This window comes from Sphingomonas horti (assembly GCF_009753715.1).
Lineage (GTDB): Bacteria > Pseudomonadota > Alphaproteobacteria > Sphingomonadales > Sphingomonadaceae > Sphingomonas_B > Sphingomonas_B horti.
Map to the genome: position 1 here is coordinate 361,462 of NZ_WQMS01000001.1, position 14,656 is coordinate 376,117.

The following is a 14,656-nucleotide window of genomic DNA, read 5'->3' on the forward strand; positions in this document are numbered from 1 at the left end:
GGAAAGGCCTTTGCGTCAGAACGACTTGGCAATGAAGCGCTTGAGTTCCCTCGAAAGCCTCGGCCTTTGGACCCGCGCGCATCGCTGGGCCGAGCTGCGCCGCTTCCAGCGCGACGAAGCCGACGGCGTGTTCGCCGGCCTCAAGATCCGCGGCCGCAACCATATCGTGCGCCTCTATAACTGGTCGCCCGGCGGCGCCTGCATCGACCTGCCCGGCTCCGCGAAACTTGGCGAGCGCGTGCACCTGGTCTGCGGCAAGCTGCGCCGCCACGGCCGCGTCGCCTGGCTCGCGGGCGGCCGCGCAGGCATCGAGTTCGACGCTTAGCCGCTGAGGCTGACTTCCGCGCCTTCGCAATCGATCATCCGGGCGAGCAATGTCCCGTGCTGCTCTCTGGGCGGCACGCTGAACGTGACCGCGCCCTTTTCGTAGAAGGCCCGTAGATCGTCGAGATTGAAGCCAAGCTGGCACGAACCCGCCGGATTGGCGTCGCTGGCCGGATGCAGCGCCAACGTCGTTTCGCCGGCATCGACCTCGCTCCAGAACGGCGTCCGCATCCGCACCGGGAATCCGAAGGTCTCGCTGTAGAACGCGACCGCCCGGTCCATGTCGGCCACGAATTTGATGACGTAAGCCAAGCGTGCCATCCCTGCCTCCTCTTCACTTGGCGCGATAATCGCACCACAGGGAGCAGAATGCGATGCAGTTCGATCGCCGCAGCTTCCTTGCCGCCAGCGCCGCGATGCTGAGCGCGCCCGCCGCGGCCGCCGTCGCTCCGCTGGCCAAGGGCGTCCGGATCAGGCCCGATCGCGAGGAGATGGTGCCGGTCCAGGGCGGCCGCATCTATGTGCGCGTCAACGGCGACCTGGCCGGCCCCAGGCCGCCGATCGTCTTCGCGCATGGCGGACCGGGCAGCGCGCACTGGTATTGGCTGAACGCGACGGCCCTGGCCGACGAGCGCGCCGTCATCCTCTACGACCAGCTCGACAGCGGCCGCTCCGACCATCCGGGCGATCCGAAAAACTGGACAGTGCCTCGCTTCGTCGACGAGCTGCCGGCGATCGCCAAAGCCTTGGATGTGAAGCGGTGGCATATGCTCGGCGCAAGCTGGGGCGGCACGCTGGCCCTCGAATATGCAGCGCAGCGTCCGCGCGAGTTGGCCAGCGCGATCATCCAGTCGCCGCTCGTCTCGACCGACATCTGGCTGCGCGACGCGAAACGGCTGAAGGACGCGATGCCGCCGGAGGTACGGCGCCTGCTCTATCTCTGCGACACGCCGGGCGTGGCGCCGGAGGACGATTGCGAGGCCGCCACCGAAGCCTTCTACGCCCGCCACGTCCGCCGCTTCGACCCACCTCCCGAAATCCAGGCCTATAAGGACGCGCTGCCGCGCAGCTTCAGCGCCGATGTCTATAACCACATGTGGGGCCGGGCGGAGTTCACCGCGTCAGGCACGCTGAAGGACTATGACGGGCGCCCGCTGCTGAAGCGGCTGGACCCGGCGCGGACCTTGTTCGTGGCGGGCGAACATGACGAGGCGATCCCGTCGACCGTCGCGGCTTTCGCCACCGAAGCCGGCGCGCCCTTTCGGGAAGTGCCCGGCGCCGCGCACACGGTCATGAACGACAATCCGGACGCCTATCTCCGCATCCTGCGCCCATGGCTTGCGGCGCACGACGCGCCCTAGGCGGCCCGTTCAACACGCCCGGCGGATCGGGGCGTCCTCGTCCGTTATCTGCCCGCTGGGGCGTTCGCTCATCAGCGCCTTCACCAGCGGCTGCATCTTGTCGTCGAATTTGGCCAGCATCACATGCTCGTCGGCCGTATCGAAATGCGTGACCAGCGAGGACCCGTTCCATTTGTGGAGCGCGAACGCCGGCGGATCGGCGATGATCATCGCCCGATTGTCGGGCCGGTCGGGGTTGATCGGGGCAAGGTCGAGCGCGACCTGAGGTGCGGTCGCGGGGCAGATCGCGATCGTCGTTCCGCGCCAGGCCACGCTGATCGGGCGGTGCAGGTGGCCGCAGATGATGGCCTTCACCTGCGAATGTCCGGCGACCGCATCCGAGAAGCGCGCCACCCACGGCTCATCCGGATCGGTCGCCATCCACTCGATCCCCACATCGACCGGCGGGTGGTGCATCACGATGATCGTGTCGCGCTCCGGCTGCTCCGCGAGGCGGTCGCGGAGCCAGCGCGCGCGGGTCTCGCAGAAGGCGCCGCCGTGGCGCCCTTCCTCCAGCGTGTCGATCACCAGGAAGCGCAGTTTGCCGGCATCGAACGCATATTGCAGGAACCCGTCGGGCATCGGGAATTCGGGGAAATGCTCGGCGAAGGACTCGCGCTGGTCATGGTTGCCCAGGCATGGCCAGACCGGAAAGGGGCAGATGCTGAGTGCATTCTGCAACCGCCGATAACTCTCGCTGTCGCCGCGATCGACCAGGTCGCCGGTCGCAAGCAGAAGGTTCGGCATGGGATTCATGCCGGTAAGCAATTTCAGCACCTGATCCAGCCGCTTCCGGTTGAACTCGGCCGGATTGTCCGGATCGAACCCCAAATGGATATCCGTGATCTGCGCGATCAGCATGTCACCCGCCTGCGATGCCCAGCCACTCTCCCCTTGGCCGGCCCACGCCCCTTACGCGGAATCCGACCAACGAGTGGTTAAGCGTGTCCCCTCAACGCCAGCGGACCTGCAGCATCGCCACCTGGTTCGCCGGCGCCGTCTTCTTGCCCTTACGCTTGAGCACCCAGGGGGCTCCCTCGTCGGCGTGGTAGTCATGGCACATTGCGCAGGACGAAGCTGTGCCGGAGCGCACAAGCGCGGCCTTGTGCGCGCCGTTCTCGCCGGTGTGGCAGGCCTGGCAGGTGGCCAGGGTCGGAAGCAGCAAGTCACTGGCAGCGTTAGAGTTTTCCGCCGCATGACAGTCGCGACACCCCCAGCGCCTTGCCCCGTCGGTCCCGCGCACGTCCAGATTGTCGTGCGCGCGGTGATCGAACCAGCCGTTGCGAAGATAGCGAGTCGGCTGCGCGACGGGCGCGATTCGCACGCCGTCCGGCCCGCCCATGCTGACCGTGTGGCATTCGCCGCATACGCCGCCCGGCGCGAAGGTCGCGCGGATCAGAGCGTCGCCCTTGCCCGGCAGCAGCGCGGCCGCGCGCGCCAGATCGGCCGAGCGCCGCTCGGCATTGACCTCGCCTGGCCGGCTCCGCGTGTAGCGCGCGACCGGCAGGCCGGTCGGGCGGAAGCTGCCGCCGGAGCCGTAGAAGGCGCGGATGTCGGCGATCACCTGCGCAGGCTCGCCATGCGGAAGCTGGCGGACGGTGCCGCCGACCGTCTGCAGCCCGAGGCTGTGGCAGGACTGGCACGCCGTCTCCATCCTGACCGGCTGGTAACGCGTGCCGCTGGGATCGGTCTTGTGGCAATCCTGGCAATCCATTCCGGGGCCCTGGCCGGGCGAGACGTTGCGCCACATCTCCGCGACGCCGTTGGTCGTCGACAGATGCTGGGCGTGGGTGAATTTCAGCCCGTTCTGCATCTGGATCGGCCCGCTCATCACGGTCCGCTGCATGCGCCAGCCGAGCAGCGGATTACCGCCCGCGCGCGCGTCGCGCTTCGCGAACGGCACCGGATGCGTGCCGTCGAAGCCCGCCAGGATCAGCGGCTTGAACTCCGGATGTTGCAGGCCGAAGTCGGTCGCGCTGCCGATCGCGCTGTTGAAGCCGGCCGACTGCAGCCGGCCCTGCAGGCCGTTGTGGCAATCCGCGCAGAAGGCTTGCTGCGTCGCCGGCATCGGCCCCGCGCCTTCATGTTCGGTATGGCAGTCGACGCAGCGGCCTTCGGGCTTGTTGAACGTGCGCTTGAAGAACGCCTTGACGCGCCCGCCGAAATCCTGCGGGCCGCCGCGCGCGACCGCGAGCAGCTTTTCCGGCGCGTGATCATAGGCGGCCGGACCCGGACGGCCGGGGCCGTTCATCGCGACACGCTCCAGCCCCGTCGCATCGCGGCCATGAACATCGGTGTGACATGCTTCGCAGGCATTGTCCCTGACGGCGACGAAGGCGTCGACGTGGCAGGCCTGGCAGTCATTCTCCAGGTTCGCGTGCGCCTTGCTGAGCGGCCCCGATTCCCAGCTCTTGTCGCCATGGACGCCCGCCGGCCTGATCTTCTCTCCATGCGCGCTGGCATAGGTGTAGATCGGCCAGGCCAGGAATGCGGCCAGGATCAGCGCCAGGAAGGTATAGGCGCTGACTCGCTTGCCGGGCATCAGGCCGCGCAGCGTGAAGACGGTCTGCTGGTCCTTCTCCTCCGCGGAATCGGACAGTGCCTCCACCCGCTCGACAGTGACGGTGATCGTGCCGTCATCGGTGCCAAGCTTCAGCCGGTGGCTGCCGAAGCGCAGCTCGCCGCCGGCGGAGGCGGGATCGATCTCGGCACGCATCACGGTGCGGCCGTCGAACCCGAAGCCGAGCCCGGAAATCGACTCGATCACCAGTCGTCCCGGCGCAGGCTCGCTGATCACCGCATGGCGCGGCTCGACCGCTAGGTCGGCGAGATGGATGTCGTTCTCGCTGAGCCGGCCGACGCCGACCTCATTGCCTTCGACCAGCTTCTCGCGCGGAATCTCACGGCCTTCGGACGTTCGCGCGATCGTGATGATCTTGAAGCTCATTTTGCCCCCGTCCGCCCGATCACCAGTAGAAGAAGACCGAGACGATGTGCGCCGACAGCGCCGAGATCAGCGCGAAGGTGACCGGCACGTGCACGTACAGCCAGACCTCCAGCAGCGCCTTCAGCCGCAGATGCCGCCGGACGCGGTGCAGGATCGCGCCCTTGCGCTCCAGAAGAGTGTCGATGCGCTCCAGCGGATCGTCGGCGAGCTTGGGCCGGAACGCGCCTTCGCGGCGCAACTCCGCCTGCGCGGCGCGCGTGGCGCAGCGCCGATAGCGTCCGGTCAGCCGCGCCCATAACCCGCCGCCGAACGGATCCTGCTCCAGAGAAGACTGGACCAGATCGGCGTGATGCTGGTCGAGCGGCTGGGCCGCGTCGTGCAGCTGCCGGTCGATCGAGCGCAGCGCCTCCAGCATCTGCGTCTCGGTCATCATCTCGCGATTGTCGCTGAGCGCCTTGGGCAGCGCCCCATACATGCTGATACCCCAGATGCCGGAGGCGATCACCAGCATCATCAGCGCGTAGGCAAGCGTGTGCACGTTCCAGCCGAACTGGAAGCCGGTGTGCAGCGTCGCGATCACGATCAGCGACAGGCCCAGATAGACGTGCGCGCTGGTCCAGGCCTTCAGCGACCAGCGCCCCGGTGTCATCGCCCGCTTGCGCACGCCCAGCAGCGTCAGCCACAGGATCAGCAGCGCTCCGATCGTGCCGAGGATATAGCCTTCCGCGCTGCCGCCATTGGGCCGCGGCTGCACGTCGATCATCAGATAGGCGGCGATCGCCGCGACGCAGATCGCGGCCGCGATCTTTGCCCAGCGGAAATTGCGGTACTGGAGGAATCCGTCGTGCGAAGACGTGCGCTGGCGGCGCGACCGAGCCGGGTTCTTGACCATCAGCATGGATCGGCTCCCCCGGATGCCCGGCAAGTGACGAAATAAGGCCGTTCGGGCTGAGCCTGTCGAAACCCTCCTTTTCCTTTTGACGCCTCAAGAAGAGCAAGGGAGGCCTGCGACAGGCTCAGGCCGAACGGAGCGTGGGACGGCATAGCAACCATCCTCACGCCTCCAGCCGCGCGACGGTCAGGAACTCGTCCGGCGACACGCGGATCGCGGCGCCTGTCGGGCAGGCGCGCACGCATGCCGGGCCACCGTCGATGCCGGCGCACATGTCGCACTTGATCGCTTTCTTGGGCTTCTCGCCTTTGGAATTCTCGACCGACCATTCATGGCTCGGCTCGCCGGGACCGGGGCCGAGGCCGAGGAACAGCCAGCTGAGCAGCGACGGCTTCTTGGGCGGCACCTTGTCCATGCGGATCACGCCGTAAGGGCAATTGCGCTGGCAATTGCCGCAGCCGATGCAGGTGTCGTCGATGAAGACCTCGCCGTCCGCACCGCGATGGATGGCGTTCGGCGGGCAATCGGCCATGCAGTGCGGATGCTCGCAATGCCGGCACGAGGTCGGCACGTGCAGGTGCGCGTAGGTCTTCCCCGCCTCGCGGTCGAGCCGGCTCAGCCCGTCATGGCTGTCCGCGCACGCCTTTTCGCAATTGTCGCAGCCGACGCACAGATTCTCGTCGATCAGCAGCACGTCGGTCGCTTCGCCGATGCCTTCGTCGATCAGGAACTTGGCGGTCTGCGAGTATAGGTCGACCGCGCCGGAGAAGCTGTGCTTGCGCTCCTCGACGAACGAGTTGACGATCCGACGCGCCTCCATGTCCTGGCGGACGCGCGCTTCCAGCGCCGGCTTTTTGGCCATCAGGCGCGCGAACGCCTCGCCGGGCAGGCGGATCACGTCGGCCTTGATCGCGGCCTTCACGGTCGCGGTGCGCAGGCCGCCGTCGATCAGCGCCATCTCGCCGACGAACGAGCCGGCGGGCACGTAGCTCAGGAACACCGGCTTTCCGCCGACCGCCTTCTCGACGATCATCGAGCCGGAGCGGATCACGAACACGTCGCTGCCCTGCTCGCCTTCGCTGATCACAGCCTCGCCGGCACGCACCGTCCGCACCTCGGCCCCGGCGACCACTTCGGCCACGTCTTCCTTGGTCAGCCCGGCCTTGAACAGCTGCAGCAGCTGCCGCTCGATCGAGATGCGGGTGATTTCCTTCTGCGCCGACGGCACCTGGCGCTGGAGCCGCAGCGCCGCGAGCCGCGAAATCTCGACGATGATGCTGCGCTCCGCCGCGCGGATCGTAGCGCCGCGGGTGCGGCCGGAGATCAGGCCGACCTCGCCGAATATCTCGCCCGTCCCGATCGGCACGGTGATCGACGGATCCTGCGGATTGACCTCGACCAGCACCGATCCTTCCGCGATCGCGAACAGCGAATCCTCGCGGGCGCCGCGGACGAAGATCACCTCGCCCGGCTGGTACACGCGCACGTCGGAATCGAGCATGAACTCCCGCATCTGCAGCGGCGACAGGCCCTGCAGGATGCCGATATTGGTGCGCAGCACCTCCAGCCATTCGGAGACCTCGCGCCCTTTCGGCAGAGCGGCGAATTTCTTTTCGAGGATCGGCTCGTCGGCGGGCTTCAGCTGGGTATTGCCGTTGATGAACTCGACGACGTCATAGCCCTGGTTCATGCAATGCTTGATCAGCGGATAGCCCGCGAGCGCGCCGATCACGAAAATGCCGGGCACGGTCGTTTCGAAAGTGGGCGACAGGATCGGGTAGGCCAGCCGGTCGCTGCTGGTGAACTGAACCCCGGTGCCGGCCTTCACGCCGCGCATCGTCCTGCCGGGATTGCGCGGGTCGTCCTTTTCCTCGAACTCGGCGCAGCACGCCTCGACGAATGCGCGCGGCGGGGCGGACCCCATGCGCGCAATCACGCGGTCGCAGCGAATCCTGAGCTCGCCGTCGCGCGTGTCGAACGTGATCCAGCCCTTCTCGACCTTCGCCGGCGTCGTCTCGGTCAGCACCTGCATCCGGCCGGCATCGCGCGCGCCGAGCAGCGCCGCGACGTTCGGCCCCTTGGCCGTCGAGAATTCCGCCGAGCGGTTGCAGAGCGTCACGCTGTTGCCTTGCGCCGCCTCGGCGGCCAAGCCGAGCGCGTTCTCGATGCCCGCGTCGCCGCCGCCGACGACGGTGATGTGCTCGTCATTATACTCGGCAGGGTCGTCCAGCGTGTACTGGACCACTGCGCCGTCCTCGATCGGGCAGCGCATCAGGTTCGGATTGCCCTGGGTCCCGATCGCGAGGATCACCGTCTCGGCCTTCACTTCGCGCCCGTCGGTCAGCGCCAGCGTGAAATCGCCGGCCTGCCCGGTGATCGCCTTCACCTCGGCATGGTACATGACGTTGACGCCGTGCTTCGCCGTCTGCTCGTCCCAGGTGCCGAGCACGGCCTCGCGCTTGCCGGCATCGAAATCGAGCGGCGAGCGCAGGGCAAGCTGCACCGGCGTCGCCATGACGTGCTTGCCCTTCTGGTATTTGTAGATGGTGTCGGAGAGGTGGTCCGTCTTCTCCAGCAGCACATGGCTGAGCCCGAGCTCGGCTGCCCGGCCGGCAGCGCTCAGTCCCGCAGGTCCCGAGCCGACGATTGCGATGCGAAAAGCGTCCGACACGCCCTTAGCCCCCTATTCACACGCTGACACGCCCGCCCGGCTGTTGCCGATCGCGAGCAAAGGTGCGGCCCCGCTCCCTTCTTACCAAAGTCCGTTCGCTTCGCTAGTGACTGGGGCCACAAAAAACGACGGAACGGCAATGACCGAGAAGACTGTGCCAGCCTCCCGCCTCGCCCTGTTCGCGGCCGCGGCAATCGCGATCGTTGCCGTGGGCGTCGCGGTCTCCCGCAACAGGTCGCCCGCGCCGGCCGCGCCCGTCGCCACCGCCTCTGCGACGCCGCAGCCCGACGTCGATACGATGATCTCGTCGCTCGAGGCGAAGCTGAAGGCCGACCCGAACAATCCGGAAGGGTGGCGGATGCTCGGCTGGTCCTTCTTCGAGACCGGCAAATTCGCCGAAGCCGCGATGGCCTATCAGAAGGCGGCGCAGCTGGCGCCGAAGAATGCCGAATATTGGTCGTCGCTGGGCGAGGCGCTGGTGCTGGCGGGCTCCGGCGAGAAGATCCCGGCCGATGCGTCCGCCGCGTTCAGGAAGGCGCTGGCGATCGACCCGAAGGACCCGCGCGCACGCTATTTCACCGGGGTCGAGCAGGACATGGCCGGCAGGCACGGCGAGGCGATCGACACCTGGTTCGCGCTGCTGAAGGACTCGCCCGCCGATGCGCCATGGCAGGCCGATGTGCGCAAGACGATCGAGCAGGTGGCGGGCAAGGAGAAGATCGACGTCAAGGCACGGCTGGCGGCACTGAAGCCGCTTGCGCCGGCCGCACCCGCCGGCCCCGCCGCCGCGCTGAACGGCATTCCGGGACCGACACGCGAACAGATGGCGGCGGCGTCGCAGCTTCCATCCGGCCAGCAGGAAGCGATGGTGCGCGGCATGGTCGACGGGCTCGCCGCCAAACTGCAGGCCGATCCGAAGCAGCCCGACCGCTGGATGATGCTGATCCGCAGCCGGATGATGCTGGGCCAGGGCCGCGAGGCGGCGCAGGCGCTGCAGCAGGCGATCGCCGCCAATCCTGGCTCGCGCGACGACCTGATCCAGGCGGCGCGGACGCTGGGCGTGCCCGGCGCCTGAAAGAGAAGGGCCTCGCTCCTGGGGTGGGGAGCGAGGCCCGGGACTGGGTCGTCCTGGAGACAGGGAGGGGTTGCCCTGCCTTGGTGCAACAACGGGGAAGGGGTGATCCGCGTTGTCGAGGTCAGTTTATCGCGGCCAAAGGTCGCAAAGCTATGTCGGGCGTCACAGGAAAGTGTCGCAAATTGTCGCACTGACGGACTTCAGCTGAGTCGATACTCAGTCCAGCCCTTTGCCCGCAGCACGCAGGCGGGGCAGGCGCCGCAGCCATAGCCCCAATCGTGCAGCGTGCCGCGTTCGCCCAGATAGCAGCTATGGCTCTCGGTGCGGATCAGCTCGACCAGCGGCTCGCCGCGGAGTTCGGCCGTCAGCGCCCAGATCGCGGCCTTGTCGCACCACATCAGCGGCGTGTGGACGACGATCCTTCGGTCCAGGCCCAGGCCGAGCGCGACCTGCAAGGCCTTCAGCGCGTCATCGCGGCAGTCCGGATAGCCTGAATAGTCGGTCTCGCACATGCCGCCGACCAGGTGCCGGATCTGGCGCCGGTATCCGATCGCGGCCGCCAGGTTGAAGAAGATCAGGTTTCGCCCGGGCACGAACGTGCTCGGCAGCCCGTCCGCATCGAACGCGATCTCCGCCTCGCGCGTCAGCGCCGTGTCGCTGATCCGGCCGAGCAGCGACAGGTCGAGCATGTGATCCTCGCCGAGCTTGCCCGGCCAGAGCCGGCTCATGCCGTCCCGCAGCGCGGCCCGGCAGTCGAGCTCGACCCGGTGGCGCTGGCCGTAGTCGAAGCCGATCGTCTCGACGCGCGCGAACCGGTCGAGCGCCCAGGCGAGGCAAGTCGCGGAATCCTGGCCGCCCGAGAAAAGCACCAGCGCGGATTCGGATTGCAGAGACATAGGCTTTAACCGTCACCCCGGCCTTGAGCCGGAGCCTACCTTTCTCGTCGCGCTGGTGAAGAGAAGTTGGGTCCCGGGTCAAGCCCGGGATGGCCAGTTCACTCGGCCGGAACCAGGGCAGGATCGAACTCCTCCCCCGCCACCAGTCCCTCGCGGTGCGCCACAATATACGTCACCACCGCCTGCCCGGCGACGTTGACCGCGGTGCGCCCCATGTCGAGGATCGGATCGATCGCGAGCAGCAGGCCCGCGCCTTCGAGCGGCAGGCCGAGCGTCGACAGCGCCAGCGTCAGCATCACCAGCGCGCCGGTCAGCCCCGCCGTCGCCGCCGATCCGACCACCGAGACCAGCACCAGCGTCGCATAGTCGGTCAGGCCCAGGGGCAGCCCATAAAATTGCGCGACGAAGATGGCGGCGATGGCGGGATAGATCGCCGCGCACCCGTCCATCTTGGTCGTCGCCGCGACCGGCACGGCAAAGCTTGCATAGCTGCGGTCGACGCCCAGCCGCTCGGCCACCGCCTCGGTCGCCGGCAGCGTGCCGATCGAGGAGCGCGTGACGAAGCCGAGCTGGATCGCGGGCAAGGCGGCGCGGAAGAATCGCGCCGGGCTGAGGCCGTGCATCGCCAGCAGCGCCGGATAGACGCCGAGCAGCACGATCGCGAGACCCAGATACACCGCGCCCGCGAACCAGCCGAGCCGCGCCAGCGAGTCCCAGCCATAGGTCGCGACGGCATGGCCGAACAGGCCGAACGCGCCGATCGGACTCAGCGCGATCAGCCAGGCGAGCAGCTTGCGCACCACGGCCAGCAGCGAACGCGAGAAGGCAAGGAACGGCTCGCCCGCCTCGCCGACCTTCAGCGCCGCCACGCCGGCCAGCACCGAGACGACGACGATCTGGAGCACGTTGAAGCCCAGCGTCGTGCTCGCCGTGCCGTCGGCCAGCCTGGTCGAGGCGCTGAGGCCCAGCGCATTTGCGGGGATCAGGCCCTTCAGGAAATCGAGCCAGGTGCCGACCGTCCGCGGCGCCGCAGCCGCAGCGGCATCGACGCCGGCGCCGACCCCGGGCTGGATGGCGAGCGCCAGCGCGATCCCGATCGACACCGTGATCAGCGCGGTGATGCCGAACCACAGCAAGGTCTGCGTCACCAGCCGGCTCGCGTTCGACAGCGCCCGCAGGTTGGAGATGCTGGAGACGATCGACGCAAAGACGAGGGGCGGCACCAGCACCTTCAGCAATTGCACGAAGCCGGATCCGATCAGCTCGAGCGTCGTCGCCAGTGCAGCGGCGCCGGGTAAGGCGCGCACGGCAAGTCCGGCCGCGAGGCCGAGCAGCATGGCGAGGGCGATCTGGGTTCCGAAAGATGGGCGCACCATGGCCGTCCAGATGGCGGCCGATCCGCTCGGCTCCAATCAAGCTTTTCTGTTGCGGGCTAAGGTCCTGCTGACATGCGCGCCGAGCAGCGCGAACGCTGCGCCTTCCATCCAGCCCGCCAGCACGTCGGTCGGCCAGTGGACGCCGAGCACCACGCGCGAGAGACCGATCAGCAGCGCGAGCGGGACGCCCAGCCAGCCGATCCGCGTGTGCACCAGCAGCGCCAGCAGCAGGTACAGGCACGCATTCTGCGCCGAATGGCCGCTTGGAAAGCTCAGGTCCGTCACCGGATCGAGGTGCTGGTACAGGTCGGGGCGGACGCGGGCGAACAGCAGCTTCAGCACCGGATTGGTCGCCATCTGCACGGCGACCGTGAGCACCAGGACCAGCGCGTCCCGCCCTCGCCGCCTCAGCGCCATCATGCCCGCAGCGACCAGCGCGATGACGGCCACGATCTCGCCGCGTCCAAGGTGCGACAGCACCAGCCAGAAGCGGCTCCATGTCCGCCCGGAGGCGGCGACATGCGACAACCAGGGATCGAGCGCCGGCGCGCCGCCGATCTCCAGCCCGATGCCGAGCGCCAGAACCGCGGCAAAAAGAGCCAGCGCGGCGCGGAGCTCGCGCGTCACTGGCCGGACTTCACCACCTCGCCGCCCTTGATCACCACCGCGACGTGCTCGAGCGTGCGGACGTCCTGCGTCGGATCGCCATCGACGGCGATGATATCGCCATAGCGGCCGACCGCGATCGCGCCGACATCCTCGGTCCGCCCGAGCGCTTCGGCCGCGCTCCTGGTCGCCGACTGGATCGCCTGCATCGGCGTCATCCCCCATTCGACCTGCTTGGCGAACTGGCGCGCGTTCTGGCCGTGGGGATAGACGCCGGCATCGGTGCCGAAGAGCATCGGCACGCCGGCGCGGAACGCCTTCTGGAAGGTCTGCCGCTGCTTCAGGCCGATCGCCTTTTCCTTGTCCAGGCTCTCCTGCTCGGTGCCGTTGGCGGTGCCGGTCGCCAGGATATAGTCGTCGTTATAGATATCCATGTCGAACCAGGTCTTCTTCTGCGCGGCGAGCCTGATGCCTTCGTCGTCCGCCAGGCTGGCATGCTCGATCGTGTCGATGCCGGCCTGGATCGCGGTGCGGATGCCCTCCGGCCCATGCGCGTGCGCCGCGACCTTCAGGCCCAGCATGTGCGCCTCGTCGGCGATCGCCTTCATCTCGTCGAAGCTCAGCTGCTGCGCCCCGACCGCATCGCCGAGCGAGAACACGCCGCCGGTCGCGCAGATCTTGATCACCCGCGCGCCATATTTGTGCAGCCAGCGGACCTTGGCGCGCGCTTCCTCCGGCGAGTTGATCACCGAAGGTTCCTTGCGGTCGTAGGACGGCGGCAGCATGTTATCGTCGCAGTGGCCGCCGGTCGCGCCGATCGCATAGCCGGCGGGCACGATCCGCGGGCCCGCAATCCAGCCGCCGTCGATCGCCTGCATCAGCCCGACATCATCGAAGTCCGCCGAGCCGACATTGCGCACTGTCGTGAAGCCCGCTTCCAGCGTCTTCCGGGCGTTGGCGACGCCGACCGCCTGCCAGAAGCTGTCGGTGTAGCGCAGCGAGCGGTAGCCGCCGATTTCCGCGAGGCTGGTCAGGTGGACGTGCATGTCGATCAGGCCAGGCAGGATCGTCTTGCCTGGCAGGTCGATCCGCTTCGCCCCCGCCGGCACCGCCCCGCCGCTGGAGACGGAGCTGATCCGCCCGTCGGTGATGACGACGACCGGATTGTCGACCGTCTTGCCGGCCAGCACGTCGACCATCTTCGCGGCCGTCACGACCACCGTGTCGGCCGAGGCCGGCGCCGCGACCAGCGCTGCGCCCAGAAGCAGATTGCGGATCATGTTCCCTCCCGTTCGATCCGGGAGGGTTAGGGACGCCCCGCGCTACGCACAAGCCGTCCCCGAGCCGGACCGGCTCCTATTTCTGCAGCTTCTGGGCCATGTCGAGATGGTGCTCGACCACGGTCGCGGTCTTGCTCGCGAAATCCTTCAGCGGGGCGGAATCGCCACCGGCGGCATAGCCCTTCAGCGCGTCGAGCGCCTTCTGGTGGGCATCGACCTGCTGCGTCACATATTCCTTGTCGAAATCGGCGCCGCTCAGGCCGTCCAGCTTGGTCAGGTTCGCCTGCTGCTCGGCATTCATCATGCCCGACGGCGTCGGCTTGCCGTCAGCCTTCGCCGCGGCCGCCTTGAGGTCGGCCGTCGACTTGGTGTGATCCTTGATCATCTGGGCGGCGAAGCTCTTCACGTCCGCGCTGCTCGCCTTGCCCTGCGCCGCCTTCGCGGCCGCAATCTCATAGGCATCGGTGCCCGACGCCGCGTCGACGAACGCCTGCGCCGTCATCGGCGCCGCCGCGGTCGCGTTCATGTCGTTGGCGATAATCGCGCCGTTCGCGCCGACCTCGTTCGCGGTCGTCATGTTGTCGGCCATGTTGGTTTCGTTGGCGGTGTCGTTCTTCGACCCGCAGGCGGCCAGAGCCATGCTCAGCGCGGCGGCCGTTGAAAGGGCGACGAATTTCCTCATGGGCTCTCTCCTCCAGAGCCGCCGAACGCCGTGACTGTGCCTATGTTCCGAAATCGCGCGGCGAACCGAGCGCGCTCACTCGGTCGTGCCGCCGTCCCAATGATCGTTGTCGTGGTCGCGGTCAGCCTGCGCCTTGTCGCGGTGCACGACCTTGTCCTTGTGCTCGGGCGGCCCGTAGATCGTGTAGAATTTCAGCGGCTCGGACCCGGTGTTCCGCACATTGTGCCGCGCGCCGGCTGGCACGATCACGCCGAAATCATCCGCGACCGGATTGGCCTTGCCGTCGATCAGCACCTCGCCCTTGCCGGTTTCGAAGCGGAAGAACTGGTCGCCGTCGTCATGGACCTCCTCGCCGATCTCCTCGCCCGGCTTCAGCGTCATCACGACCAGCTGCAGATGCTCGCCCGTGTAGAGCACGGTGCGGAACGTCTCATTGTCGAGCGTCGCCCGCTCGATATCGTCGACATATCCCTGTTTCATATGCCCTCCGTTCGGTCTGGGAGCGTA

At 67.7% G+C, this 14,656-nt stretch carries 14 protein-coding genes; 3 read left to right on the forward strand and 11 right to left on the reverse strand.

The features are described 5' to 3' along the window. The first annotated feature begins 31 nt into the window (after positions 1 to 31). Positions 32 to 325 carry a hypothetical protein gene (locus GON01_RS01730; RefSeq protein WP_157025389.1) on the forward strand — a complete coding sequence of 98 codons (294 nt, stop codon included), beginning with the start codon at positions 32 to 34 and terminating at the stop codon, positions 323 to 325. Here GON01_RS01730 and GON01_RS01735 read toward each other — a convergent pair. After that, positions 322 to 645, reverse strand: coding sequence for a VOC family protein (locus GON01_RS01735; RefSeq protein WP_157025391.1), 324 nt, complete (start codon positions 643 to 645; stop codon positions 322 to 324). The genes GON01_RS01730 and GON01_RS01735 overlap by 4 nt on opposite strands. A gap of 53 nt (positions 646 to 698) precedes the next feature. On the opposite strand from GON01_RS01735, the gene GON01_RS01740 reads away from it, so the two are divergent. Next, positions 699 to 1,685, forward strand: coding sequence for a proline iminopeptidase-family hydrolase (locus GON01_RS01740; RefSeq protein ID WP_157025393.1), 987 nt, complete (start codon positions 699 to 701; stop codon positions 1,683 to 1,685). A gap of 9 nt (positions 1,686 to 1,694) precedes the next feature. Here the strand turns inward: GON01_RS01740 and GON01_RS01745 are convergent, their stop codons facing one another. The 4 genes from GON01_RS01745 to GON01_RS01760 all read right to left on the reverse strand — a co-directional run bounded on the left by GON01_RS01745 (position 1,695) and on the right by GON01_RS01760 (position 8,234). Beyond that, entirely contained in the window at positions 1,695 to 2,585 is an 891-nt protein-coding gene (locus tag GON01_RS01745) for a phosphodiesterase (protein WP_157025395.1), read from the reverse strand. Between the two features lie 91 nt (positions 2,586 to 2,676). After that, the gene (locus GON01_RS01750) at positions 2,677 to 4,671 is read right to left on the reverse strand and encodes a hypothetical protein (RefSeq protein ID WP_157025397.1); all 1,995 of its coding nucleotides are present in this window, start codon (positions 4,669 to 4,671) and stop codon (positions 2,677 to 2,679) included. Positions 4,672 to 4,690: 19 nt separating this feature from the next. Then, complete coding sequence (locus GON01_RS01755) at positions 4,691 to 5,569, reverse strand: hypothetical protein (RefSeq protein WP_157025399.1); 879 nt, start codon at positions 5,567 to 5,569, stop codon at positions 4,691 to 4,693. A gap of 157 nt (positions 5,570 to 5,726) precedes the next feature. Further along, positions 5,727 to 8,234: a cyclic nucleotide-binding domain-containing protein gene (locus tag GON01_RS01760; protein ID WP_181600169.1), complete on the reverse strand. Its 2,508-nt coding sequence runs from the start codon at positions 8,232 to 8,234 to the stop codon at positions 5,727 to 5,729. Between the two features lie 139 nt (positions 8,235 to 8,373). Here GON01_RS01760 and GON01_RS01765 point away from each other — a divergent pair, with 139 nt between their 5' ends. Continuing rightward, positions 8,374 to 9,309, forward strand: a complete 936-nt coding sequence (locus tag GON01_RS01765; protein WP_157025401.1) for a tetratricopeptide repeat protein — start codon at positions 8,374 to 8,376, stop codon at positions 9,307 to 9,309. Positions 9,310 to 9,509: 200 nt separating this feature from the next. Here the strand turns inward: GON01_RS01765 and queC are convergent, their stop codons facing one another. From queC to GON01_RS01795, 6 genes are all read right to left on the reverse strand, one after another. Next, a complete protein-coding gene (queC, locus tag GON01_RS01770; protein ID WP_157025403.1) occupies positions 9,510 to 10,205 on the reverse strand; it encodes a 7-cyano-7-deazaguanine synthase QueC in 696 nt (231 codons plus the stop codon). Between the two features lie 98 nt (positions 10,206 to 10,303). Then, on the reverse strand, positions 10,304 to 11,581 hold the full coding sequence (locus GON01_RS01775) for a dicarboxylate/amino acid:cation symporter (protein ID WP_157025405.1): 1,278 nt from the start codon (positions 11,579 to 11,581) through the stop codon (positions 10,304 to 10,306). 36 nt (positions 11,582 to 11,617) lie between these two features. Beyond that, positions 11,618 to 12,208, reverse strand: a complete 591-nt coding sequence (locus tag GON01_RS17295; RefSeq protein ID WP_198159751.1) for a phosphatase PAP2 family protein — start codon at positions 12,206 to 12,208, stop codon at positions 11,618 to 11,620. After that, the gene (locus GON01_RS01785; RefSeq protein ID WP_157025406.1) at positions 12,205 to 13,467 is read right to left on the reverse strand and encodes a Xaa-Pro dipeptidase; all 1,263 of its coding nucleotides are present in this window, start codon (positions 13,465 to 13,467) and stop codon (positions 12,205 to 12,207) included. Before GON01_RS01785 ends, GON01_RS17295 begins: the two co-directional genes overlap by 4 nt. Before the next feature lie 76 nt (positions 13,468 to 13,543). Next, positions 13,544 to 14,149: a DUF4142 domain-containing protein gene (locus GON01_RS01790; protein WP_157025408.1), complete on the reverse strand. Its 606-nt coding sequence runs from the start codon at positions 14,147 to 14,149 to the stop codon at positions 13,544 to 13,546. Positions 14,150 to 14,224: 75 nt separating this feature from the next. Next, the gene (locus GON01_RS01795; RefSeq protein WP_157025410.1) at positions 14,225 to 14,629 is read right to left on the reverse strand and encodes a cupin domain-containing protein; all 405 of its coding nucleotides are present in this window, start codon (positions 14,627 to 14,629) and stop codon (positions 14,225 to 14,227) included. Positions 14,630 to 14,656 lie beyond the last annotated feature (27 nt).